We start from the raw sequence: 23,371 nt of genomic DNA, 5'->3' as shown, positions 1-23,371 counted from the left end.
GGCTACACTTTTTTTGCAATCGCTCTGATCTTTACAGGACCAAGCAGTCCGCTTGGATCTTGTTGGGAAAAGGAGGATAGGAAGTCACGCTGGTCTTTGGCCAAGGTATTGGTAACCTCAATAACCAACTTGTTGGTTCCCTTACGGATGAGTCCCACGATCTCCATGTGGTAGGGTGGACAGAGGTTTAGACCCGCATGCTCACCGTTCATCCATACTTCCGCAGTCTCATATACCTCCCCTAATTCAAGCAAAACTTCGTTACTTAACCCATCCCACTCGAATTCCGTTTCATAGCGGAGGGTTCCTGAGAATTCTGGCAAATCATCAGGTCCACCCATATTCTTCAAAGCAGCTATGGTCCCCCACTCCTTGAACAACGGATAATGATCCGCATCCGACAGGGAGAGAATCCATTCTCCGTTCAATTCCAGACTTGTCTCCGCCGCAATCCTCATTGGCTCGGCAAGCAGACCGTTCAAGGCAGGACCGTGGAGCAGGACGATTGATTCGTAGGGATGAAGCACAATCTCAACTGTTGCTGTACCGCTCTGTCCCACGATATCCATGCAGCTCAGCTTATTAAGAAAAGCATTATAGGCATAGACATCGCCTTGGACCGGCAGAGCAACCGTTGTAGAGAGGATCTGATTCGGGCTCTCGTTAAAAAACATAAAAACTTCCAGATCATCATGGACATAGTGATAATTCCGCAAATAAGGCTCGTATTGCTGAACTCTGACATCGTAATAGCCTTCTGCAATTTGGTCATGTGCCAGCTCATCCAAATCAACCGTCTTCACCTTCGGATGCGCCAGAAGCATCATGAGTTCAGCAGATACATCGCCCCCCTCACTTGAGCGTTCAGGCAGTCCGCCGACAAAACGGATAGGTAGGCCTTGCTCAGCCAACCGGACCAACCGTTGTATCACCGCTGCCGGGAGTGCTTCCGCATAAGGTACGATCAGGCAGCTATAATTCTCACGATGGACATGCAGCTTCTGATCCTGGACATGCGATGCCTCCAGAAGAACATCTACAGGAATAACCTCGCAATCAATTTGATGCTGCATCAAGACTTTGACCGGCTGATGAAAGTACATAGAGTTGCCTGACCATTCAGCTTCGGCATGATAGACTACAGCTGCGGTAGCCACATGAGTTCCACCGGAGATTAAATGACTGATCCGGTTAATATACTGATTCAAATAACCATAGTAACGGTACTGGGGGTTTTTCCCGCCAGCATACATATGCGGTGGACAATCCGGCTCCGGAAATGCTTTTTGGGTAAACGCATGCGGGACAAAATGATTGACGCCGCGCACAAGCATATGGTCAGTCAACCATTTCATCAGCTTCAGCCCTTCTGTCCAGCCATACGCTCCATAGACTTCACACATCGTCCGGCCTTGTTTCTTCGGATCGATGTGCCCGAGCGACACCCCTAGCTTGGCGAGGCCATAGTGGTAGAATTCACTGTCCGTCTCTCCCCCAGTTGGCTGGCGGAAAGATAATTGATCGAAACCGGGAACAATTTGCCATAGCACTACATCAAGGCCGGACATGTCTTGTCCCCAGAGGGAGCGGAAGAAATGTCCGGTGCCTGGACCAAGCCTCGCATGCACATTGTTGTCTTCAAGCACATGACCGATATATTCGACCCCACGGGCTCTGCACCACTCTCCGATTTGATTGCAGAAATTGTCCGCATACAACCTGCTGATGATATTCATATACGTGTAGCGGACAATGTCCGATTGTTCCCCGGCATCATGCCAGAGAAGATGCAGCTGCGCAAGGTAGCCCTCACCTAGCGCCTGCTCCAACAAGTCTGGCATTTCACTGCTCCAGGGAAGCGGCACTCCTTGTTTACCGGGCCTTGAATTGAAATCGAAGGTCGTCTTGTCATTATAAAATCCGGGTTCATCTGAGAAGAAGCCGGCAAAGGTCTTGCCAAAATCCGCTTTATAACGTTCAAATACAGGCTCATACACCGTATCGAGCAGGATGCGAACCGAATTCCGCACCAGCGGATTCAAATAATCCTCCTGCTGTATACTGCCGCCTTCCCTATTCTCTGAAACAATAAACACCCGCCAGTATCCTTCAGGAATATCCCAGTACAGGGTACCTTCCCGCACCAATTCAGTAAGGTCTACAGTTTCGCTGAGCAATCTTCCGTTGGCTGGGTCACGGCGGACAGCCACCACAGAAATTAGCTTGTTGATCCCTCCGGCGTAAGGCCGCAAGGAGAAGGTCGGTCGCAGTCCTGTCATTAGCAGAGTATCAATCAGCAGAGAGCTGCCCTTCGCGGGACCCAGAGTATCAATAAAGCGTTCTCCCAGGAACTTGCGCTGAAGCTCCTCTGAAGCCTCCTTCACCTTGCCTGCCGCATGTCCGGTAGGAAAATGATCGTCATCCAGCAGCCATACCTTCATGTTCCGCTTACGTGCCTCATCCATAATAATATCCATATCCTCCCACCACTTCGGACCAAGAAAGTCGGGATGGGGGCGTGCCTCCACACACAACGCTCCGATTCCGGATTCATGAACCCGGGTGATCTCCTCCCGAATGACAGCTTCTTCCTCGCCGTGCTGCCAGAGAAAAGGAAGAATATAATTGTGCTGCTTACCCTGCAGCACTTCCGTTAAACGACTGCTCATGTCTACCTCCTGCATAATCTAGTTCTGTCTTCCTTTCTTTTGCCTGTATCCCAGATACGTCCTGATACACTTATTTTAATAAATCAGCCCTTGACGGAACCCAGCATTGCTCCTTTGACGAAATACTTTTGCAGGAAAGGATATACAATAATAATTGGAATAATTGCAAAGATAACTGTTGCTGCCCTTAAAGTCCGCTCATTGTAATTAAGACCCATCGTGGATGTAGCCCCCGCCATAATAACACTGTCATCGGTGATGAATTGGCGGATCTTGATTTGCAGCGGAAACCAATTAGTATCCTGCAGGAAAAGCAGCGGATGCTGGAACTGATTCCATAGTACTACACCATAGAATAAAGCAAGGGTTGCCAGCACAGCCTTGGACAGCGGAAGCACAAATTGGAACAGCATTCGGAAATATCCGCTTCCCTCCAGAAAGGCCGCTTCCTCAAGTTCCTTAGGGAATTGCTTGAAGAAGGTTCGCATGATGATTAGATTGAACGGATTTAAAATATGCGGTACGATCAGAACCAACGGGTTGTCATACAGACCAATACCGCGTACGGTCAAAAAGTACGGTATGAGGGGCGCCTTGAAAATCATCGCGACTACAACAGCCATCATAATGACCGAACCCCACCGGAATTCCGGTTTTGATAATGGATAAGCAAACAAAGCGGTCATCAAGAGGGCCAATACGGTACCAATCAGAGTCGTGCTAAGTGTCAAAAAGAATGATTTCCATAAATCAGGTCTATCAACTATATATTTCCAAGAATCTAAAGTGAATTGCTTCGGCCATAGGGTGACCAGGTTCATATCTACGGCACTTCTGGAGCTCAAGGAAGTGGAGATTACAGACACAAGCGGTATTAGCGCCATGACAGAGAGCAGAATGAGCAAGCCAGTAATGACTCCTACAAACACTTTCTCTTTTCTTGCTTCAAGCATAGTTACCAGAGCCCCCCATCTGAAATCTTATTGGACAACTTGTTAAACGTGTAGACCATAATAAATCCAATGACAGATTGGAATAAGCCTACTGCAGTTGCAAAACTATATTGCCCCTGCTGAATACCCGTCCGGAACACATACGTATCCAGGATATCCCCCACGTTATAGGTCATAGGAGTTAACAAATTATATACCTGGTCAAATCCAAGATCTAAGAAATTCCCGATATCGAGCAGGAAAAGCACAAGCACGGTAGGAAGCAGAATCGGGAATGTAATATGCCTGATTTGTCTGAGTCTGGAGGCGCCGTCAATCATTGCTGATTCATAGAGCTGAGGATCAATGGCACTGATTGCGGCCATGTAGACTACCGTTCCCCATCCCGCATCCTTCCATATGGAAGCCAGGACATAAATAGGTCTGAAGTATGCGCTTTCCTGCATCGCCAGAACAGGCTCAGCCCCAAACCATCCAAGGACAATGTTGAACATCCCGCTTAATGAAAAGAAATCGAACAGAATACCTCCCACGATTACCCACGACAAAAAGTGTGGAATATAGAGTGCAGTCTGAACTCCTTTCTTCAGTGCTGATTTCCGGATTTCATTGATCATTAGTGCCAGCAGCACGGGAACCGGAAACACAATCGTAAGCTTAAATAGTCCCAGCAATAGAGTGTTGCTGAATACATTGAGAAAATCAGGATGCTGCAGCAGCGTTTCAAAATGCTTAAACCCTACCCAGGGACTATCAATAAATCCCCTGAAAACGGAATAGTCTTTGAAGGCGATTACAGCACCGGCCAGCGGAATGAATTTAAACACGATGAGAAATATCATGCCCGGAATTGCCATCACATAAAGCGGCCAATATACCTTCATCTGATGAGATGCAATAGATTTCAATGTTTCCCCTCCCAAATTCTCGTTGTTGAATTCGTTTACAGTGTAACTATATAATTAACAGATTCATGGCTCAATAAGGCGTTTTTAAGTTCCTACCAGGTCATTTAAAGGAACATTTTCTACTTACTTCATCTGAAATGCGTCTGATCTTCATCAACACTATATGCATCCACATCCCTTTACTGTGGTAGCAGTCTAAATCTAAAAGTATTACAAAAAAAGGCAGCCCGACTGTAACGTGTCGAGCAGCCTTTTAGCGATAACCCGTTTATTTCTTCACTTTTGCGTACCATTCTCTGGCTCGCTTAGTTACCTCTTCGCCACCAGACTTATTCCATTTCTCTACAAATTCGTCAAACTTGCTAAGCGGGTATTGCCCAATAATGATTTTTGAAGCGTATTCCACGTAAAGTGTACGATTGTTTATGTCCGGGTAGCCTTCGTATACACTGGCCGGCATGCCATCACCGGCAATAACCTTCGCATACTTCTGGGCCTCCTGCATATTCCGGTTAACCTGATCCATCTCCCACATTGTATCTTCTGAAGCTGTCGACTTGTTCAGATCGGTCATGAAATCAAGCGTGGATATTTTGGCATAGGGATCGAGAATCCGGTTCTCCTGCGTAGATTTATCGTCCGGAAGTTTGACGGCTTTACCGTCTTTCATCGTATAATGCATGCCTTCTACGCCAAGATACAAATCCTTCCATACTTTCTTGTCATACATATTGTTCAGTAGCTTCAGGGTAGCCATCAGCTTTTTCTCATCCTTGTTATTTTTCACTACCCAGGCAGGAGGCGTGAAGCGTTTCCATGTATAAAAGCCCTCATAACCATCAACTTTTGGAACTGGCAGTACAGTGAAATTAGCTTTCACGCCGGTATTTTTAAACAAGTTTTCAAGCGGCAGATAGCCAGACTCCACCCAGTGGAAGTAATTCCCGGCTTTATCAGACTGAATCTTGCCGTCCCATTTGTCTTTGCTGTTCAGCAAAGATTCTTTGTCGATCAGGCCTTCCTGATACAACTTGGACAAGAACTCCAACGAGGCTTTCATATTCGGAGTCACCGCAGAGTACGTCAGTTCACCATTATAAATATCCCAGTCTGGATAGCCCTCGAACATCGCTACACCATACATTGCAAATATGTGGTCCATCCAGCGTGCCTGTTCCCGTCCGCCCGTTGGGATCTCATCCTTCTGTCCGTTCCCGTTGGGATCCTTATCCCGGAAGGCTTCTAGCACTTTTACATACTCCTCCTGGGTTGTAGGCATCTGCAGGCCCAGCTTATCGAGCCAATCCTGGCGGATCATACCAGCGTATCTTCCATAGTCCACTACACCCGGAATATAATATATTTTCCCCTGTCCGGTAGGATCGTTCGCTTTAACTACATCCCACATATCCTGCGGGATCGCATTCCACAAATTTGGCGCATATTTAGGCAGCAACTCAGTCAAATCTGCAATCGCCCCGTTTTTGGCCAGGCTGTCCTCAAGACCCTGCTGGGGGAGAAAAAGATCCGGCATTTCATTAGCAGCAATCTTCAGATTCAGTTGATTGAGATAATTCGTACCCCCGTTCCATTCCACATAGGGATGAAGAACTCCAACACCGAGTTTTTCCTTGTAGAATTCGTATAGCTCACTGCCCTTGATGATTGGCTTATACCCGATATTCGTTCCCCAGACTTCAATGTCAACAATCTCATCTCCGCCAGTGTTCTGGTCCTGATTCTGGTTGGCGGCAGTGGAATTTCCGGTGTTGTTATTGTTCCCACCACAGGCGGTAACAGTTGTAATAGCCAGGGCGCCAGCCGCCAGCATTAACCCAATTTTTTTAAATCTCATGATGCTCCCCCTCAAATATAATTATTGAATCCGCTTACAATTTAATGATACAATCATTCATTCTACTACTCAAATGGGCATTTTTAAGATTAAACATGTCATTTTCAATAAAATAAAAGCCGCTCTGAAGAGAATGACTAATATATTTACATGATTATCCAGGCAATCACTGTAGCTATTTAGATGGCCTTGGAGTCTTGTACCTGCTCCAACTTGAAAACTACGCAAATGCCCATGACGTCACTCAAGAATAGATGATATATTCTTAACATAAAAACCGTCCTTAGTTAAAGGGCGGCTTTTATGTCAGTAATATTTCAGTCTAAGTCAGACCCGTTAGAAGCAATTACCTTCTTGTACCAGGCAAAGCTTTTCTTCTTTATTCTTCTAAGGGTTCCTTTACCATCATTGTCTTTATCTACATAAATGTAACCATACCTCTTTTTCATTTCTCCGGTAGATGCACTGATCAAGTCAATCGGTCCCCAGCTGGTGTATCCGATTAAATCGACACCATCCTGAATAGCCTTCGAGACCTCCAAGAGATGCTCCCGCAAATAATTGATCCGATAATCATCATTAATCGTATCGTCAGCTTCTAGATTGTCTGCTGCACCCAGACCATTCTCTACAATAAATAACGGCTTCTGATAACGGTCATATAATAGATTAAGAGCAATTCTTAGACCCAGCGGATCAATCTGCCACCCCCATTGCGATGAAGGCAAATATGGATTTTTGACACCACCGAACAAATTACCCGCTGTAGTCTCTTTCCCCTCCGGATCTGCACTCACAGCACGGCTCATATAGTAACTGAAGCCAATAAAATCAACAGGGTAGCTTTTCAGAATAAGATCATCCCCGGGTTCTTTTTCAAGTACCACTTCATTCTCCTTGAAAAATTGCGCTGCATAGGATGGATAACCTCCTCTGGCCTGTACATCGCCAAACATCAGGATTTCCCTTTCACCTTGCAGGGCGGCAAAGACATCCTCCGGTGCACTCGTCAACGGATATGCGGGAATATAAGCCAACATACAGCCGATTTGGGCATCAGGTATAATTTCATGACAAGCCTTTACGGCGAGTGCACTTGCTATGAACTGATGGTGTGCCGCCTGATATTGAACCTGTTTCTTATTCTCTCCTTCCCGGAGGATAATTCCACCACCTGTGAACGGATAATGGGCCAGAATATTAATTTCATTAAAAGTCATCCAATACTTGACTTTCCCTTTTAATCTCTCAAATAGAACCTTGGCATACCGTTCATAGCATTCAATGGTCTTACGGCTTCTCCAACCTCCATACTTCTTGGCCAATCCTAAAGGCATTTCATAATGAGAGATCGTAATGACAGGTTCTATATTGTATTTGAGCAACTCATCTATCAAGCCTTCATAGAAGCGGATGCCCTCTTCATTAGGAATCTCTTCATCTCCCTCTGGAAAAATACGTGTCCATGCAACTGAAGTCCGAAAACAGCGAAAGCCCATTTCTGCGAACATTGCGATGTCTTCTTTATACCGGTGGTAAAAATCGATAGCTTCATGAGAAGGATATTCACCTTCAGGAATCTCCATGATCGGCCCTGTAATGCCACGTGGCATTACATCTGCTGTGGACAAACCTTTTCCATCCTCTAAAAAAGCGCCCTCTACCTGGTTGGCCGCTACTGCGCCGCCCCATAAGAAATTTTCTGGAAAACTGTTTGTGTTGGATTTCAAAGTGAGTCTCCTTTCTAGCCAGTTCTGCTTAGACCACAAGAGTCAGCAACTTATCTTGGGCTGTAACCGATGAGCTTGTTGTTTCAATTACATCCAAGTATTCAGCAGTATTTGAGATAATGATTGGAGTGATCGGATTGTAACCAGCTTCCCTGATCTTTTCAAGCTCAAATTCAATCAGTAGATCCCCTTTTCGCACCTGATCCCCTGCTTTAACCCGAGGGGTGAAATATTGCCCTTTTAATTGAACGGTGTTGATTCCAATATGAATCAATATTTCTGCTCCATTCTCGGACCGTAGAATTACAGCATGGCCTGATTTGAGAATGGTACCAACGGTTCCATTCACTGGAGATACGGCTTGGCCAACACTCGGAACAATAGCTATTCCTTTTCCCATAGCACCTTCTGCAAAAGCAGGATCGGGAACTTCAGTCAAGGATTTCACTTCCCCTGTTAACGGGCTGAGAAGCACCTCTTTCTTCAAGACAGATGAATGATTAGAAGAATTGGCACTTGCCTCCGGTTGAATAGCCTTCACTTCTACAGCAGGAGTTGCTTCAGTCACTGCAACAGTTTTTTTATCTTGGTACCCGAAAAGAAGCGTTAGAATCAAACCAATTCCCATAGCGGCGACAATCCCGATTAAATAGTAACCCACCGGTTCAAATGCACCGATCGAGAAAATATTCTGGAAGACAAATGCTGTAGCATACGTATTGAAACCGCCATTAATTGCCCCGCCGACAGCTCCGGCAATAATAACATAGGGGATTGTGCGCTTGTAACGCAGCAATATACCATAAACAGTGGGCTCAGAGACCCCGGCTAACAACAGACTTAATGTAGAGGAACCAGCCAGTGATTTCAAAGTCTTTTCTTTGGATTTAAGGAAGACAGCCAGTGCCACCCCTGCCATTGCAAAGTTAGATGCTGCCCACATCGCAAGGATTGGATCGGTTCCATTCGTAAGATTTGCCAGCACGATCGGAATAATTCCCCAATGGAGCCCAAACACAACTAGGAAGAAGATTAACCCGCCAATTACAGCACCTGTTAACAGCCCGCTAACTCCCATGAGGTAATTGATAGCATCTGCGATCGCGTTTCCGAGATATACTCCAAACGGACCGAAGACTATCGCAGCAAGCGGCACAAGAATGACTAAAGACAACAACGGAACCATGAACGTCTGGAGCTCTTTATGAATGATTTTCTTTAAGTATTTCTCCACATAAGAGAAAATCCAAATGGATACGAATACCGGAAAGACCGTTGATGAATAATCCATTAAGACTACAGGAATGCCAAGAAAAGAAGAGGTGTCTCCATTCGCCAATAATCCCGTAAAGTTCGGTTCCATTAAAGCTGCACCAATAACTCCACCTACATATGGATTTGCCCCGAATTTGAACGATGCAGAAATGCCCAAGAATATAGGCAAGAAATAGAAAACGGCATTTGCTGCTGCTGCCAGAATGAGGTAGGTTCCACTATCAGCAGATAGCCATTCAAAGTTTGTGAATAAGGTTAAAAAAGCTTTAAGTATCCCCGCTCCAGCCATTGCAGGCAATAGGGGAGAAAGACTTCCAGAAATTACTGCGAAAATTCTGGACATGATCTTCTCCTTGGGTTGATCTGCATCTGCGGAAGCAGAATTTCCTGCCCCTAATTTGCTGATTTTCATAATTTCTTGATACACGTGAGCAACGTCATTTCCAATTACCACTTGGAATTGACCGCCACTTTCTACGACACTCAAAACCCCAGCTAAGCTTTTCAGCTTCTCCTTATCCGGTAGCTGATTGTCTTTGAGATTAAATCTTAACCGTGTTGCACAATGGACAAGATTGTTAACATTCTCTTCTCCGCCGATATTTTGCACGATATCTTTGGCTAATCTTTCGTATTTCATTTGTGCTCGCTCCTTTTGATCTCATTCTGGCTGGTTTTATGAAATAAAAAAGCCTGAATAGGTGATAAAGCACACTGAAAAACAGTACACTTATCACGTATCCAGGCTTTGCCCAACTAATGGTAACAACCCTGTTCTTTATTGTAATAGGTTAATCTCTGCTGGTCACACGCCTAATATGAAGCATAAAATAGACCATTTCACCTTCGGTTGTTTCAACTTGAAACTCTTCCCGTAAATAGAATCTTACCTTCTCACTACAGGCAAAAGCTTCAGGATATTTGGTAACGACTTGTTGGTAAAGTTCATCATCCTCAGAAGGAATCGATTCATGACGCATGGTGCGATAAGAAAAATATTTCAAGTGGGTCACAAAGCGGCTGTAATTTAACGAATTCTCATCCAGCTCTATCCCATAGTGAAGTGTTACTATATTAAGAATTCCTTGAACCATCTGGGTAACTAACAAGGTCTGTTCCATTTCCTGACCATCTTGCTGCCCATTCACGAAATGCATTGCGATAAATCCAGCTTCATCTACAGGCAGTTTAATTCCAGTTTCCTTTTCAATTAAATGTAATGCATGCGTTGCAGCATGAAATTCTTTCGGATAAAATTTCTGTATCTCCCATAGCAGTGCATTTTTAAGGCTCAACCCCTGTATGGTGCGCGTAATTGCGTAGCTAATATGATCTGTCAGAGCCAGGTAGATATTATTACTAAAGGTCGTGCTTAAATCCTTTGCTGCATAACGAATAATTTGATCTGTCAATTCCAGATGCTTTGGAGGAATCTCACTCAGTAATGTAGATAGCCGTTCAGATAACTCTTTGGTCTCCATCACGAAAGTCTTCTCTATTTTTAACGGATCTATATCTTCACCTGGAGTTTTCTGATAGGCTAGTCCCTTTCCAATAACAATGATCTCAGATCGATTTGGTCCTTCAACCAATGCAACATTATTATTAAATACTTTTTTTATCCTCATGAGTTCGCCCACTTTATATTTTTTTACGGACAAAAAAAGCCTAAACGAATCCATAACTAAAATTAAACTAGCATGAATTGGTTTAGGCTTTGCCTGCAATGCAGTTACAACCCTAATATAAATTGTATTTTTATTATATAAGAGGTGGAGAACGTTTTCAAGTGAAAGATAATGTAAAAATATGTTTTTTTATTTTGAAAATATTAAAAAAATAACTTGTTGACTTTTTAAAAGTTCATATATATGATTTCGTATGTAGATACGATGTGGATTGTAACCGCTTAATCGGGCAAAACCTAAATCGAATCAGACATGGATTTTTCCTATGTCGGTTCGAGTTAGGTTTTTTTCATTTTAAGCGACTTGATCCGACTCGTGTACAAATAACACAACTTTATAACTGGAGGTAGGTAGGATGCAATTGAGAAAAGGTACTGGTCTGATGTTATCGTTTGTTTTGGCGGTTGGCACCATACTGACCGGTGGACTGTCTGTGAAAGCCGAAGCGGCTTCACCTGTGCAAATTACGGCAAATACTTATATTGGCGATACGGGTAGGATGGTTGAATCATTTGATTTGCAGGTGAGCAGCGCAGGCTCATATGCCGATTTGAGAGCATCTGACTTTGTAATTACCGGCAACTTCGATGGTTATCCTGTTAACGAGAATAACGAGACTGTGCAAAACGATTATGCGGATGACGGGGTTGAACTGAGTTGGGCGGATAATATTTTATCACTTAAAGTAAAGCCATTTAAATATTCCGGGGGTCCGGTGTCAGCGTTTGCCGTGACGAATGGACGTTACCCCGAGTTGTCGTTTAATAAGGAATCCGTGACGGTAGTGAAGACACGGACATTCGATGATTTTGTCGCTGGGGAGTTTACAGGAACTAATGGAGAGAAGTTGAACTACAGACTTAAACTGACCGAATCTACAGCCCCACAACCCCTGATCGTATGGCTGCACGGCGGCGGAGAGGTCGGAACAGACAACCTCAAGCAACTCACCGAGAACAAAGGCGCCGTTGCCTGGACAGATTCTGGTTACGATACATCCGTTCTGGCCGTACAATTCCCAGAAAACTATGGGTGGAAAATCTATAACAATCCCGAAGAACTTTCGTTGATGCGTGATTACTTTGAGGTACAGGCGGAGTTAATCAAGGAGCTTATCGTTTCTGGCAAGGTAGACCCGAACCGCATTTATGTCGTAGGGGTGTCCAGCGGCGGCGGCGGTGCGCTTCGTTTCCTGACGCAGTATCCGGAGCTGTTCGCCGGCTCCATTATCGTTGCGGCGAAAGACGCCGTAGCTGATTACACCGGATCCGTAGATAAGTTTAAATCGGAACTGAAGGACCTGACGGATGTACCGGTATGGCTCGTACATGCACAAAATGACCCGATCACAGATAGCCGGACGAGTACGCTGACTTACGAGGCATTGACCGGTTTAGGCAACAACCAGGCCAAGCTAACTATTTATGATGATGCGTTTCTAGCCTCTCAACAGCTTTACGGAGATTTCAGACACTGTTCGTGGATACCCGTATTTAATGATAAGAATATGTTGGCATGGTTATTTGAGCAGAAAAAGCCAGCTGCGACATCGGTCTCTTTACTGCAGGATGCTCAAGTGACACGCGCGGAGTTGGCTGCGCTATTGGCTGACCAGCTAAAGCTAAGCGAGGTAATCGGTACAGATATTTACACGGATACCGTAAATTCGCCTGAGGATCTGGCTATTCGCCAAAATAAGACGGCCGGTATTATGAAAGGAACCGGTGCAGGCCTGTTTAACCCGGATTTGGCCGTAACGCGGGCGCAGCTTGCGATGATCGCTGATAATGTTATGCGGACTACGGGCCAAAAACAAGCTTCTTCTGTAGCAAACCCGGTAGCCTTCAAAGACGTGCCAAACGGGCATTGGGCTTCCGAAGCTATTGGGCGCTCCGTTGCGGCGGGGATTCTGAACGGTGATTCCGCCACCCAATTCGCACCGAATCGGCCCGTGACCGGGGCGGAAGCAACCAAATTTGTGGAACTGCTGACTAGTAGGATGTAACAAACCAAATACAGTCTGGATGAGCAGCGCTATTACAGAAATGATAAAGCGGCCTCCTCGGCCGCTTTTTCTGCATAATACTGCGCTCGCATCCTTGGCAGAATAGTAACCGGCATGATTTTATTTAGGATATCCCCGATAATATCTTCTCGAAATCCACATTCGTCAACTGTTTGGAGATTTCCCATAATCGTATGGCAGTATTTACATCTTTTGCAGTAGCCGGTATTTTGGCAGGTGCAGGGAATCCCCTTGTTTCTTTAACTCCATCCGGTCCATAATACTGTCCGCTGACGGCCTCCGGGGAGGTTGCTGCGAACAGCGTTGGCAAAGCCCCTTGTTCAGCCGACTGTAACATTATTGGTCCAATCAGACGAAGCGCAAGCGGCATCTTGCTTTTTTCTCTTGTTCCATTGTCAACCAAATCTGATCGAGATAAGCCCGGATGAACGGCAATGCTCATAACTCCCCACCGTTCAGCCATGCTACGACGATGAAGCTCAAGTGAAAAAATCAAGTTAGCCAGTTTTGATTGACCATATACTGGCATGGGCTTATGAAGGTTTTCCGACTGCAGATCATCAAAATTAATTACACCACTATTGGCGGCAAGGGCACAGACATTGACAACCCGAGGGTTGTGTCCTTTTCGTAAAAGCGGCATAAGATGAGCTGTCAACGCAAAATGTCCAAGGAAATTTGTGCCAAACTGCAATTCAAAACCATCCTTGGTAACTTGTCGTTCCTGATTCATAATCACTCCGGCATTATTAATAAGGACATCCAGCCTTGGATACTTATCGCGTATCCGTTTTACGGAAGCTTCTATGGAGGCAAGATCGCCAAGATCAATCTGTTCAAAATGTATATTTGCCGAAACAACATTTGACTGAATTTCTTTGACTGCCGCCTCCCCCTTACTTCTGTTTCGTCCTGCCAGAATAACTTCCGCACCTGCACGGACCAGAATTAAAGCGGTTATATAACCTAACCCCCCTGTACCTGTGACAAGAATCAAGCGGCCTTTCTGGGAGGGAATATCGGAAATCGTCCAACGCTCTTTATTCTTCATGTATTCATAACCTCTTCCCCTTCTTTTGCTTATTTAAAAATCTTCGCTCATTCATCCTGTCTTATTCGTTATTAAGTTTGTTTGTATACTCTATCATACGGTTAACAATCGTTATCATTTGTTTAACATCGTCTTCTCCGAGATGAGTTATAATTTTATCAAGCCTATCGTTAAACTCGTTATCCTTGTTCTTTAGAATCTCACGTCCTTTGGGGGTAAGTGTAACAACAAGGTTTCTACGATTATTCTTGTCTAAGTCTCTGTTTATATATCCTTTCTTCTCAAGTGTACCCAGCATCTGGGAAACTGCAGCTTTGGAGATTGACAGGTATCCCCGAACGTCGGGCAAACCGATGTTGTTTTCGGAATCAGTGGAATTGTCGGCGATTCCTTTCATTAGAACAAGTTCTGTCATGTTAATGTCACTCTTGTTCCCTCCCGTTTCCATTCCGAGTCCCGCTCCATGTAGCCTCTTTAATTGAAATATCGAATGTACGAGTTGAGTTTTTAAGTCCTGATCCATTTTTTATTCCTTTCTTTTAACTGTCAGTCCAAGCCGATTAAAGTTAAAAAGTTAACAGTTCACTCGTTTACAGTATAGCGATTAACTATTTCGTTTTCGATATAGAATTTTTAATTCTGCCTGCTACCATAGCATCATCAGTATACAAACCGAACAAGATTTTGATTGAAACGATTTCTCGGAACTATTGACAGCATCCATGAAAAGTTATACTTTAAATAGAGTATTTTAAATAAAGTATATGGATGGTGTGAGCGATGAAATCATTTTTCAAAAATAAGGCAATTCTGAGTGGTGTTTTTATGATGATTTTTTACCAAATCATTATGATCGGAGTCTTCACTTCCGGTTATAGTGCGGTTCCGAAGAACATCGGCAATCTCTCGGTGGCAATTGTAAATGAAGATAAGCAGTACGGGATGGAATTTGCGAAGCAGCTTGAGCAGGAGCTGCCGTTTCAAGTGCAGACGGATACCGATCTAAAGACGGCTCAGCAAAAGCTTGAAGACCGGGACATTCATCTGATCATGCACATCCCTCAGGATTTTACGCAGAAGCTCTCTGCTCCGGACCAGCAAGTTCAACTGGATTATTATATCAACCAATCCAATCCAGCTACCACCAACAGCACAGTTCAAAATGTAGTAACGCAAATCACAGAAAAAATCAGTACCCAGCTGCAGACAAGCGGCATTGAAGGTGTACTGCAAAATATGAAGATGTCGGAGGTGCAGGCCAAGGAAATAGCCACAGGCATTGTTAACAAAGTCAAGGCCAATGTAATAGATTCCAATCCTCAGCCAGCCGGGATGCATAACCAAATGGCTCCAATGTTTCTGACGATGTCCTCTTATGTCGGGGCAATGATATACTCCATGATGGCAATCGGTGCATTGAACCAATTAAAGGGTAAGCTTGGAAAATGGAAAGCCTTCCTTTCGCTGCAAGGTACCAATGCTATAATTTCTCTGATCGTCCCCTTGATCGGGCTTAGCATTTATTTCTTCATACACGGATATGGAGCTGGTACGTTTGTTCATTTGTGGCTGTTGCACGCCCTCGAATTATTCGCAGCCATTCAGTTCACCAGCATTTTCTGCCTCCTCTTTGGACAGGCAGGCATGATGCTAAATCTACCGTTCTTGCTGATTCAGACCATCGCCAATGGATCGGTGGTGCCACAGGTTATGATGCCAGGATTTTATAAAGCCATTAGCCATATTTCCGTAATGTTTTATACAGTTCAGTTGGACTACAATTTGCTATTCGGCGGAGGACGTTCTGCTGTACTGCTGTTAGGTCTTAGCCTTATCATGGTTTCAGCGCTTGCTTTGAATACTGTAATCCACCATTTCAAGCCGTACACTAAATTAAGCCCCGGTGATGCACCTCAGCCGCTCTTCATGTAAAATAGAAAGAGCCGAACGCCCTTTACGGCAGACGGCTCTTTTCATATATATTTTAGGAGGAGTCTTATGTCGCTTCAAATATTTATCCTTGGTATCCTGAGCGAGGGGGAGCATCATCCTTACGATCTGAAGAAGCAAGTTCTAAAGCCTCTCGATAATTCATTTCCGATCAACGATGGAACCCTTTATTATAATTTTGAGGTTCTTTTAAAAAAAGGACTTATTCAAAAAATCAAGGTTGAGCAGACCGACAACCGTCCCGAGAAAACGACCTATGGAATTACAGAAAAGGGCCGTGAAACACTGGTGGAAGAAATCTATTCCGCATTTCAAAACTTAACAAATTTCACTTCCCTGTACTCCTCCCTCTTTTTTCTGGATAAGGTTGACAGCAGGAAGCTTGCTTATTTGATCGAAGATGCCATTGAACGGCTGAATAAAAGAAAGCTTTTGATTGAAAATGGCGATTCTGAATTATCAAACATTCCCGATTCTAAAAAAGTCTCCGTCCGGCTGATTTCAGAACATGCCCATCAATCAGTCCAAAATGATATTGCCTTGCTGCACAAGCTGCTCCTCGAAGTGAAAGGATGAGCATATAGCAGAAGTAGTGGTTGAAAAAAGAAAACGGACTGACCCTGTCAGGCTCATCTGGTCACTTCATCGTCAGTCTTTCATGATATCCCGCTGTATGAGCTTTTTGAGCCTGCTAGTGTATCAATTGGGAGCTCGTCGGTTAGCGACTGTGCCTCCTGCATAACTATGGAAAAAACGCGCGATACGCCCTTAAACACAAAACTGGATACTTCAGTTCTTGTCCAATTGCATACCGCGCAAAATGATGTAAGTTCTGCTGAACCCGCAGGCATTTATTTTCAAATCAACTACAGTTTCACCTCTTACTTATTCCATCGGATGGCTAAATACGTCTAAACACTTGGTGTGTTTTTCCTAAAGTCCCTGGATTTGCAGCCCGCGACCTTTTCGAACCTCCTTGAAAAATGCTGTGTATCTGAATATCCAACCACCTGGAATATTTTGTATATTCAAAGACCGCAACTGGAGATCTATGGGATTCATCCATGGCATGTCAACCATCCCTTGGAATATCACGTGGATTATTGCCACACACTCCGCTTCTTTCATGTTGTCCAGAGCTTCTTCCAGTCGAGAGATTGTCTCTTCAGAATCAGCATGGCTCTGATTATTGCAGGCGGTTATCCATTACCAATCGTCCTTCCAGCCATTTTCAGAATCAATTCTGCTTCTTCTTCCGGTGACTCCAAACAATCTGTGAGAATCCATTCTTTAAGAAGTCTTACTGTTCCATACTGGACATAAGAGGCAATTGCCTTCTTTTCCTTCAAATCCAATTTTTCCGGTAAATGTTTAATGACCATATGATCAAACTGCGGCAGTGAGATAGTAATGCGGGAGATTAGATCATAATTCTCCATATCTATTACAAGTTTTATAAATTCAAGATTGTCTTTGATGTATTGTAGTATTCCAGTCAGACATTCATCAATATTTTTACCTGCTGCAAGATCATTGATAACAGTAAATGAAGTATTTTGCATGTACGTCTCAGCGATTTCATTTAATACATCAAATTGACTCCCATAGTGATTATAAAATGTAGTGCGATTAATTCCTGCAACTTGGCATAGTTCCCGTATGGATATTTTATTAATATTACGCGTCTTTAACATTTTTAATAAAGCTTCGCCAACCAAGCGTTTCGTTAGCATCACCCTCTGGTTGACATTATTTTTTTCTGACATAGGGCCTCCATTGTATTCGACATTTCCGAAGAATCTGTCGGTTGTAAAATAGACAGATGTTGATATTATTGTAAAGTACTCATGAAATAAGTCAATGAAACGGAGATGTACAAATTGAAAAAAAACAGAAAAAAGGTACTAAAAGTAATCATTGCGTGTATTAGTCTCATAATAATTCTTGTTGCCGGGTATGAAATCAAAGAAAATATCCGCATTAATAAAATTGTCAAATCACACAAAACGGAGCAAAGCAAAATTGTTAAAAGTAAGGTCCGGAATAATTCACAGCATATAACAACTGCAGTTCAACAGATTATGATAGGAACAATGAGTAATAATTATGATAATGCTTTACAAACATTACTTAATATCAAAAATGCAGGTTATGATTCTATCGAATTAAATGATTTTATGATTCACAAGTCTTCCATTCTTGTAAAACTAATGACAAAGTTCTCAGGAATGCCTATTGGCAATGGCGGCAAGCTTGATTGGCCTAAGCTGATTAAGGAAAGCGGACTGAAGGTCGTAAGCCTACATAGTAATCTGGGGAGCATTGAGAAGGATGCGAAAGCGTTAGCCGTTGAAGCGAAAAAATTCGGTACAGATACAGTAGTTATTACCGGTATGTACAAATTTGATTATAGTAGTTTAGATGACGTGGAAGAACTTGTTCAAAATCTTAACCAGGCAGGAAAAGCCCTTTCTGAAGAAGGGATACGTCTTTTATATCATAATCATAATGTTGAACTGCAAAAGGTCACCCCTGATAAAACAGCTTACGACATTATTATTGAAAAAACAGATCCTGCATATGTTAATTTCGAGTTTGATAGTTACTGGATGGCCGATGGCGGGGCTAATGTTCCGGCTTTGATGGAAAAACTGGGCAGCCGAATGAAACTATGGCATATCAATGACCGCGGACATACCAAATCAGGTCCCTATATGACACCCATACTGAAAGAAAATGCTACTGAATTAGGATATGGAAATATGGATCTGGATACTCTCTCAGCAATTGCTATAAAAAACGGAGTAGAAGGTGTTATATTAGAAACTCATAAAAATTGGGTGGATAACGACCCAATCAAGAGTATCCAGGTTAGCGCAGGATACATGCAGGAAAAGTTTGGTGGCCAAGAGAACGAAGTACAGAAAGATAATGCTACCGAACCATTTTAAATTGTGGAGCTGATCCTGCTACCATCTTCTAAGCTACGTTATGCATTTGCTTCTCCTCCAAGCACCTTCTCTGTTTTTTTGCTCGGAAAGTAAACATATATAAGAGTGTCCCAAGCCATTCTTGGCATTTGGGACACTCTATTACATATTACCTGCCATAGCTCACCTACTACCCCGCCAGCCTTTTCACCACATATGGCACAGTGATGGAGGTCAGAATGACAGCAAATGCAATTTGTGCAATGGCTGTATCAACATAAGGAGTATAAGCCGGGTTGAATCCGGCAGCCATGGCAGGTACTGCCATGGACAATCCGGCGACTGAACAGGTGGCTGCTGCTGTATACCCTGGACGCTTTAACAAAACACGGTCAATTATAATCAGTGGCAGTAAACATAGGACGAAGAACAGCACCGTTATAAGCAGCCCGGACAGGCTCGAACGGAAGGCAATGCTCAGATCTATGTTTGAACCAAAGCTTGTCCCCAGGAACGGCAACACAATGACCGTCCCCGGAGCAAACATCTTCTGAATATGGTCATCGAGGTTACCAAGCAGGATGCCGATCAGAAAAGGAATCAGCGTTGCCAGCACGCTCAAGTAATCAATTCCTACCCCGCTGGCTGAGTTCAGGATCATGACTGGAATTACCGGGACGACGATGAGGTTCAAATGCCGAAAGCCGCCCGGTCCACGTCATCCCCATAGGAATTCATTAACGCCAGGTGCAGGCCCGGATTGCAACTGGTCAGCACCGCAATGAACGCAACGGCAGAAATCCCGGCAACCCCTCCACGCCGAACCAATGCACGAATGCCCAGCCGATCCCCCAGGCGATCAGCACCCTTGCCAGACAGTGCATTCCCGCCCGCTTCAGCGTGACAGGGAGCTTGCTCAAGTTCAATTGCATACCTGAGACGAGCAGGATCATGCCGATGAGCACCATCGTTCCTTTCGAAGTAAATAGAGCCGTTGTGGGATCACCAATCTGAAAGAACTGCGGAAACACGGTGTTGATCACTGCTGCCAGCATCATAGGCACGATGAGCAGCCCGCCACCACGTTGTAGTTCACTTTCTTAATCACCTTCATACATACTCACCCCCTGCAAAATAAAAATGACTGAAAACGATTACAGGTTGAGTAATCGAAATCGGTCATGCCTGGTTCGCCCAGTAACAGTCCGTGTAAGGAATATAACCTTATTTTAGGCAGCTTTCCCTTACAAGGACATCGAAATAGTGTTATTTATTCATTGATTATTGCTATTTAAGATAGATTTATATTGGTATAATGCTATTGCAAAGTGTATTCAAACTGAGGAGAGATTAGAGATGATTACGTTATTGCTGATTATTATTTACCTGGCATTCATAGGTCTCGGATTGCCTGACGCCTTGCTTGGAAGTGCATGGTCTATTATGAAACTTGATATTGGTGCCACAACAGAAATGGCAGGTTATATATCGTTAACGGTCTCATTCTGTACGGTTGTATCCAGTTTATTTGCAAGCAGATTGTTGCATAGATTTGGCACTGGAAAGGTAACATTGTTCAGCATTTTATTAACAACGATTGCCTTATTTGGATTTTACTTCTCAAACGAGTTCTTATTCTTTATACTTCTGGCGATTCCCTTGGGATTAGGTGCTGGTTCTGTAGATGCAGCATTAAGTAACTATGTAGCTCTACATTTTAAGGCCAGGCATATGAGCTGGTTGCATTGTTTCTGGGGGATTGGAGCAATGACGGGACCTATTGTAATGTCATTTTCACTGGATAATGGAAATAACTGGCGTATGGGATACCTTACTATAGGGATAGTACTTACTATCATAGCTCTAATATTATTGGGATCGCTGTCTTTATGGAAGGTTTTTGAGAACGGAAAGATAGAAGAAGGAGACGAGCAGACACTCGTCAGTAACAGAGAGGCCTTACGAATCAGGGGTGTGAGAATGTCCATGGTCTCCATGCTTTGTTACAATGGTTCGGAAACAGCCGCTGGTCTATGGATGGCATCCTTCTTTATTGATAGCAAAGGAATTACTCCTGGCACAGCAGCAGCCTTTTCTTCCCTATTTTATATTGGAATCATTATAGGACGGATTTTTTCCGGATTTCTCTCGACTAAGTTATCCAGTAAAAGGCTGATACGATACGGCGGGTTAGTTGGCTGTGTCGGACTTCTAATTCTTATTTTACCGGTTCCACATTGGTTTGCTGCAGGGGCATTGCTCATTGTGGGACTAGGTGGAGCGCCAATCTATCCGAATATTGTTCATGCCACACCGGAAAGGTTTGGGGAAAAAGCTTCTTCAAGTGTAATTGGACTTGAAATGGCAAGTGCTTATACAGGTTCTACATTGATACCTTTATTAATGGGGTTTATTGCAAGCCAATTTGGTATGTTTATGGTACCCATTATCTTGCTTCTACTTTTTAGCATCATGTTTGTATCTTCAGAAATGGTTAATAGAGTTTACAAACATAAGCTTGTATAAAGTATTGTACTAATACCAGCTTTCTATAATCTGGCCTATGTCGTAGATGCTCTTCTGTCAAGAAAGTGATTGCTACTAATTACCCCATACGTTCATAGTAGCAATCTCTTTTCCATTTCACTGTAAATGGGAACGCTGATCTTCTCCTAGATCAAATCCTTCATTTTATCTGCAATAAGGTTTGTCGCTCTTTTAGGACTCAAACGATAGAGTTTATCCATTATTTTGGAATCTTTGCCCGCCAAAATTCTAATCTGGTCATTTTCAATCCCTTTCACAATAATTTCGGCCGCTTCTTTAGGTGATAACAATTGGGAAACTTGTTCCTTACTTATCTCCTTATTATCCGTAACATCCAATCCGGAATTTTTCATAATGTTTGTGCTTACTCCGCCAGGAAAAACAACAGTTACTTTCACATTTGTCTCTTTAAGCTCGGCCTGGAGACCCTCTGTCAAAAGTTTCACAGCAGCCTTAGATGCGCCATAAATGGTTTGACCGGGAACCGGAAGAAATCCTCCCATACTGGATACATTGGCAATATGTGCAACTGGTCTATTCAGCAGATAAGGAAGAAATGTCTTTACCATATAAAGTGTCCCGTAAAAATTAATATCCATGACTAACTTGATTTTATCGTATTCCAGTTCATTGACTTTCAAAAATGGATGAATAATACCTGCATTATTTATGATTCCATCCACTTTTCCATGATGATCAATAACTTGCTCCGGAAGTGCTTCGACTGCATCCCGCTCCGTTAGATTTACGATATGTGTAGAAAGCCTCCGGCTTTTATTGTCTGCTTGATTCACAGTTATCTCTAATGCTTCCTTACTTATATCTACAGCAGCAACACTCGCACCCTTTGAAAGCAGATTAAGAACCAATTCTCTACCGATTCCGCCTCCCGCTCCTGTAACAACAATAACTTTGTCCAATACCTTCATTTGTCTTAACACCCTCTCTTAAATAATCGCCTTTTATCAAAGAATCAGACTTTTATAGGAATAACTGAAAATCCGTATGTATTGCAATACTACGGTCGCAGCTCTAAGCGCTATCATATCATTGAAAATTAAATCATTATGGTATTTCCGTACTTTTTTTTGTACAATTACCACATGAAGCATTGAGCTTATTGTACTTGAATGAGGAAAGGGGAAAGTGCATGGACTCTTACATTGATAAAAACAAGAAAATATGCGATCTCATTTCCAGTACTTTTGGTTTAAGCGTTTTATATATTGACCCAAACGGGAAAATAATATATGAATCCTCAAATCAACCGTTTTTCAATCCTCTTTATGAGAACCAAAAACAAAAATTATTTGCGCAATTGAATTTCTACGCGAGTAAACCGTATGAATTCCCATTAATTAAGAAGTCGGCATTTTCAGAAAAATTTATACTGATTAGTATTTTTAACAATCAAACATTTGAAGGTACCGCATTAATCGGCCCCTCTGTTTCCTATCCTATATCTGAGGATAGAGTGAAAGGAATAATCCATGATTCACGCGGATTTTTTTATCGTGATAAAATCCTACAATATTACAAGTTGCTCCCTATTGTTCTACACGAAAAACTGTTAAGCATAAGTACAATAGTATTCTACATGTTTAACCATGTCTTGTTTCCACCGGAATCCGTATGGAAGAAAAATGCTGAACTAACAGAACCTAATGTAAAAATAGAGAAAATGGAGTTAGAGCTCAATCGGAATTTACATTCAAGTCTTTTTCGCGAACGATTATTTGAAAAGAAAATAATAGAAATTATAAAAGAGGGAAAAGTAGAGGACCTAAAA

General features: G+C 43.2%; 17 protein-coding genes and 1 pseudogene. 6 read left to right on the top strand and 12 right to left on the bottom strand.

The window, feature by feature from the left end; all coding sequences use genetic code 11:
- Nucleotides 1–2: 2 nt before the first annotated feature.
- The 7 genes from QW71_RS13635 to licT form a co-directional block, all read right to left on the bottom strand.
- Entirely contained in the window at nucleotides 3–2,669 is a 2,667-nt protein-coding gene (locus QW71_RS13635) for a glycosyl hydrolase (protein ID WP_039298808.1), read from the bottom strand.
- A gap of 83 nt (nucleotides 2,670–2,752) precedes the next feature.
- On the bottom strand, nucleotides 2,753–3,622 hold the full coding sequence (locus QW71_RS13630) for a carbohydrate ABC transporter permease (RefSeq protein ID WP_039298806.1): 870 nt from the start codon (nucleotides 3,620–3,622) through the stop codon (nucleotides 2,753–2,755).
- A 2-nt stretch (nucleotides 3,623–3,624) separates the two neighbouring features.
- Nucleotides 3,625–4,530 carry a sugar ABC transporter permease gene (locus QW71_RS13625; protein ID WP_039298803.1) on the bottom strand — a complete coding sequence of 302 codons (906 nt, stop codon included), beginning with the start codon at nucleotides 4,528–4,530 and terminating at the stop codon, nucleotides 3,625–3,627.
- Between the two features lie 268 nt (nucleotides 4,531–4,798).
- A complete protein-coding gene (locus tag QW71_RS13620) occupies nucleotides 4,799–6,385 on the bottom strand; it encodes an ABC transporter substrate-binding protein (protein WP_039298800.1) in 1,587 nt (528 codons plus the stop codon).
- A gap of 317 nt (nucleotides 6,386–6,702) precedes the next feature.
- Nucleotides 6,703–8,115: a 6-phospho-beta-glucosidase gene (gene ascB / locus QW71_RS13615; protein WP_039298797.1), complete on the bottom strand. Its 1,413-nt coding sequence runs from the start codon at nucleotides 8,113–8,115 to the stop codon at nucleotides 6,703–6,705.
- Nucleotides 8,116–8,143: 28 nt separating this feature from the next.
- Complete coding sequence (locus tag QW71_RS13610; protein ID WP_039298794.1) at nucleotides 8,144–10,030, bottom strand: beta-glucoside-specific PTS transporter subunit IIABC; 1,887 nt, start codon at nucleotides 10,028–10,030, stop codon at nucleotides 8,144–8,146.
- A gap of 151 nt (nucleotides 10,031–10,181) precedes the next feature.
- Nucleotides 10,182–11,018 (bottom strand): BglG family transcription antiterminator LicT, encoded by an 837-nt coding sequence (licT, locus tag QW71_RS13605; protein ID WP_039298791.1) that lies wholly within the window; start codon nucleotides 11,016–11,018, stop codon nucleotides 10,182–10,184.
- 415 nt (nucleotides 11,019–11,433) lie between these two features.
- Here licT and QW71_RS13600 point away from each other — a divergent pair, with 415 nt between their 5' ends.
- A complete protein-coding gene (locus QW71_RS13600; protein ID WP_039298788.1) occupies nucleotides 11,434–13,083 on the top strand; it encodes an S-layer homology domain-containing protein in 1,650 nt (549 codons plus the stop codon).
- 124 nt (nucleotides 13,084–13,207) lie between these two features.
- On the opposite strand, the gene QW71_RS13595 is transcribed toward QW71_RS13600, so the two are convergent.
- Together QW71_RS13595 and QW71_RS13590 are read right to left on the bottom strand one after the other, a co-directional pair.
- Nucleotides 13,208–14,155: an oxidoreductase gene (locus QW71_RS13595; protein ID WP_039298785.1), complete on the bottom strand. Its 948-nt coding sequence runs from the start codon at nucleotides 14,153–14,155 to the stop codon at nucleotides 13,208–13,210.
- Nucleotides 14,156–14,216: 61 nt separating this feature from the next.
- Nucleotides 14,217–14,678, bottom strand: a complete 462-nt coding sequence (locus QW71_RS13590; RefSeq protein ID WP_039298782.1) for a MarR family winged helix-turn-helix transcriptional regulator — start codon at nucleotides 14,676–14,678, stop codon at nucleotides 14,217–14,219.
- A 257-nt stretch (nucleotides 14,679–14,935) separates the two neighbouring features.
- On the opposite strand from QW71_RS13590, the gene QW71_RS13585 reads away from it, so the two are divergent.
- Both QW71_RS13585 and QW71_RS13580 read left to right on the top strand, forming a co-directional pair.
- Complete coding sequence (locus QW71_RS13585) at nucleotides 14,936–16,087, top strand: YhgE/Pip domain-containing protein (RefSeq protein ID WP_039298779.1); 1,152 nt, start codon at nucleotides 14,936–14,938, stop codon at nucleotides 16,085–16,087.
- 66 nt (nucleotides 16,088–16,153) lie between these two features.
- The gene (locus tag QW71_RS13580; protein ID WP_039298776.1) at nucleotides 16,154–16,681 is read left to right on the top strand and encodes a PadR family transcriptional regulator; all 528 of its coding nucleotides are present in this window, start codon (nucleotides 16,154–16,156) and stop codon (nucleotides 16,679–16,681) included.
- A 623-nt stretch (nucleotides 16,682–17,304) separates the two neighbouring features.
- On the opposite strand, the gene QW71_RS13570 is transcribed toward QW71_RS13580, so the two are convergent.
- The gene (locus tag QW71_RS13570; protein ID WP_039298770.1) at nucleotides 17,305–17,871 is read right to left on the bottom strand and encodes a TetR/AcrR family transcriptional regulator; all 567 of its coding nucleotides are present in this window, start codon (nucleotides 17,869–17,871) and stop codon (nucleotides 17,305–17,307) included.
- Nucleotides 17,872–17,985: 114 nt separating this feature from the next.
- Here QW71_RS13570 and QW71_RS13565 point away from each other — a divergent pair, with 114 nt between their 5' ends.
- Entirely contained in the window at nucleotides 17,986–19,056 is a 1,071-nt protein-coding gene (locus tag QW71_RS13565) for a sugar phosphate isomerase/epimerase (protein ID WP_200905922.1), read from the top strand.
- A gap of 169 nt (nucleotides 19,057–19,225) precedes the next feature.
- Here QW71_RS13565 and QW71_RS38510 read toward each other — a convergent pair.
- A pseudogene (locus QW71_RS38510) lies at nucleotides 19,226–20,090 on the bottom strand (2-keto-3-deoxygluconate permease).
- A gap of 301 nt (nucleotides 20,091–20,391) precedes the next feature.
- On the opposite strand from QW71_RS38510, the gene QW71_RS13555 reads away from it, so the two are divergent.
- Entirely contained in the window at nucleotides 20,392–21,561 is a 1,170-nt protein-coding gene (locus QW71_RS13555; RefSeq protein WP_039298767.1) for a sugar MFS transporter, read from the top strand.
- Nucleotides 21,562–21,707: 146 nt separating this feature from the next.
- Here the strand turns inward: QW71_RS13555 and QW71_RS13550 are convergent, their stop codons facing one another.
- Entirely contained in the window at nucleotides 21,708–22,511 is an 804-nt protein-coding gene (locus QW71_RS13550) for an SDR family oxidoreductase (protein WP_039298763.1), read from the bottom strand.
- 221 nt (nucleotides 22,512–22,732) lie between these two features.
- Here QW71_RS13550 and QW71_RS13545 point away from each other — a divergent pair.
- The coding region (locus QW71_RS13545; RefSeq protein WP_039298760.1) for a hypothetical protein at nucleotides 22,733–23,371 on the top strand (639 nt) is incomplete at its 3' end.

This window comes from Paenibacillus sp. IHB B 3415 (genome assembly GCF_000802655.2).
Classification (GTDB): domain Bacteria; phylum Bacillota; class Bacilli; order Paenibacillales; family Paenibacillaceae; genus Paenibacillus_AQ; species Paenibacillus_AQ phytohabitans.
Note: the sequence above shows the minus strand (reverse complement) of the source record. Positions and strands in the feature narration are given on the sequence as shown.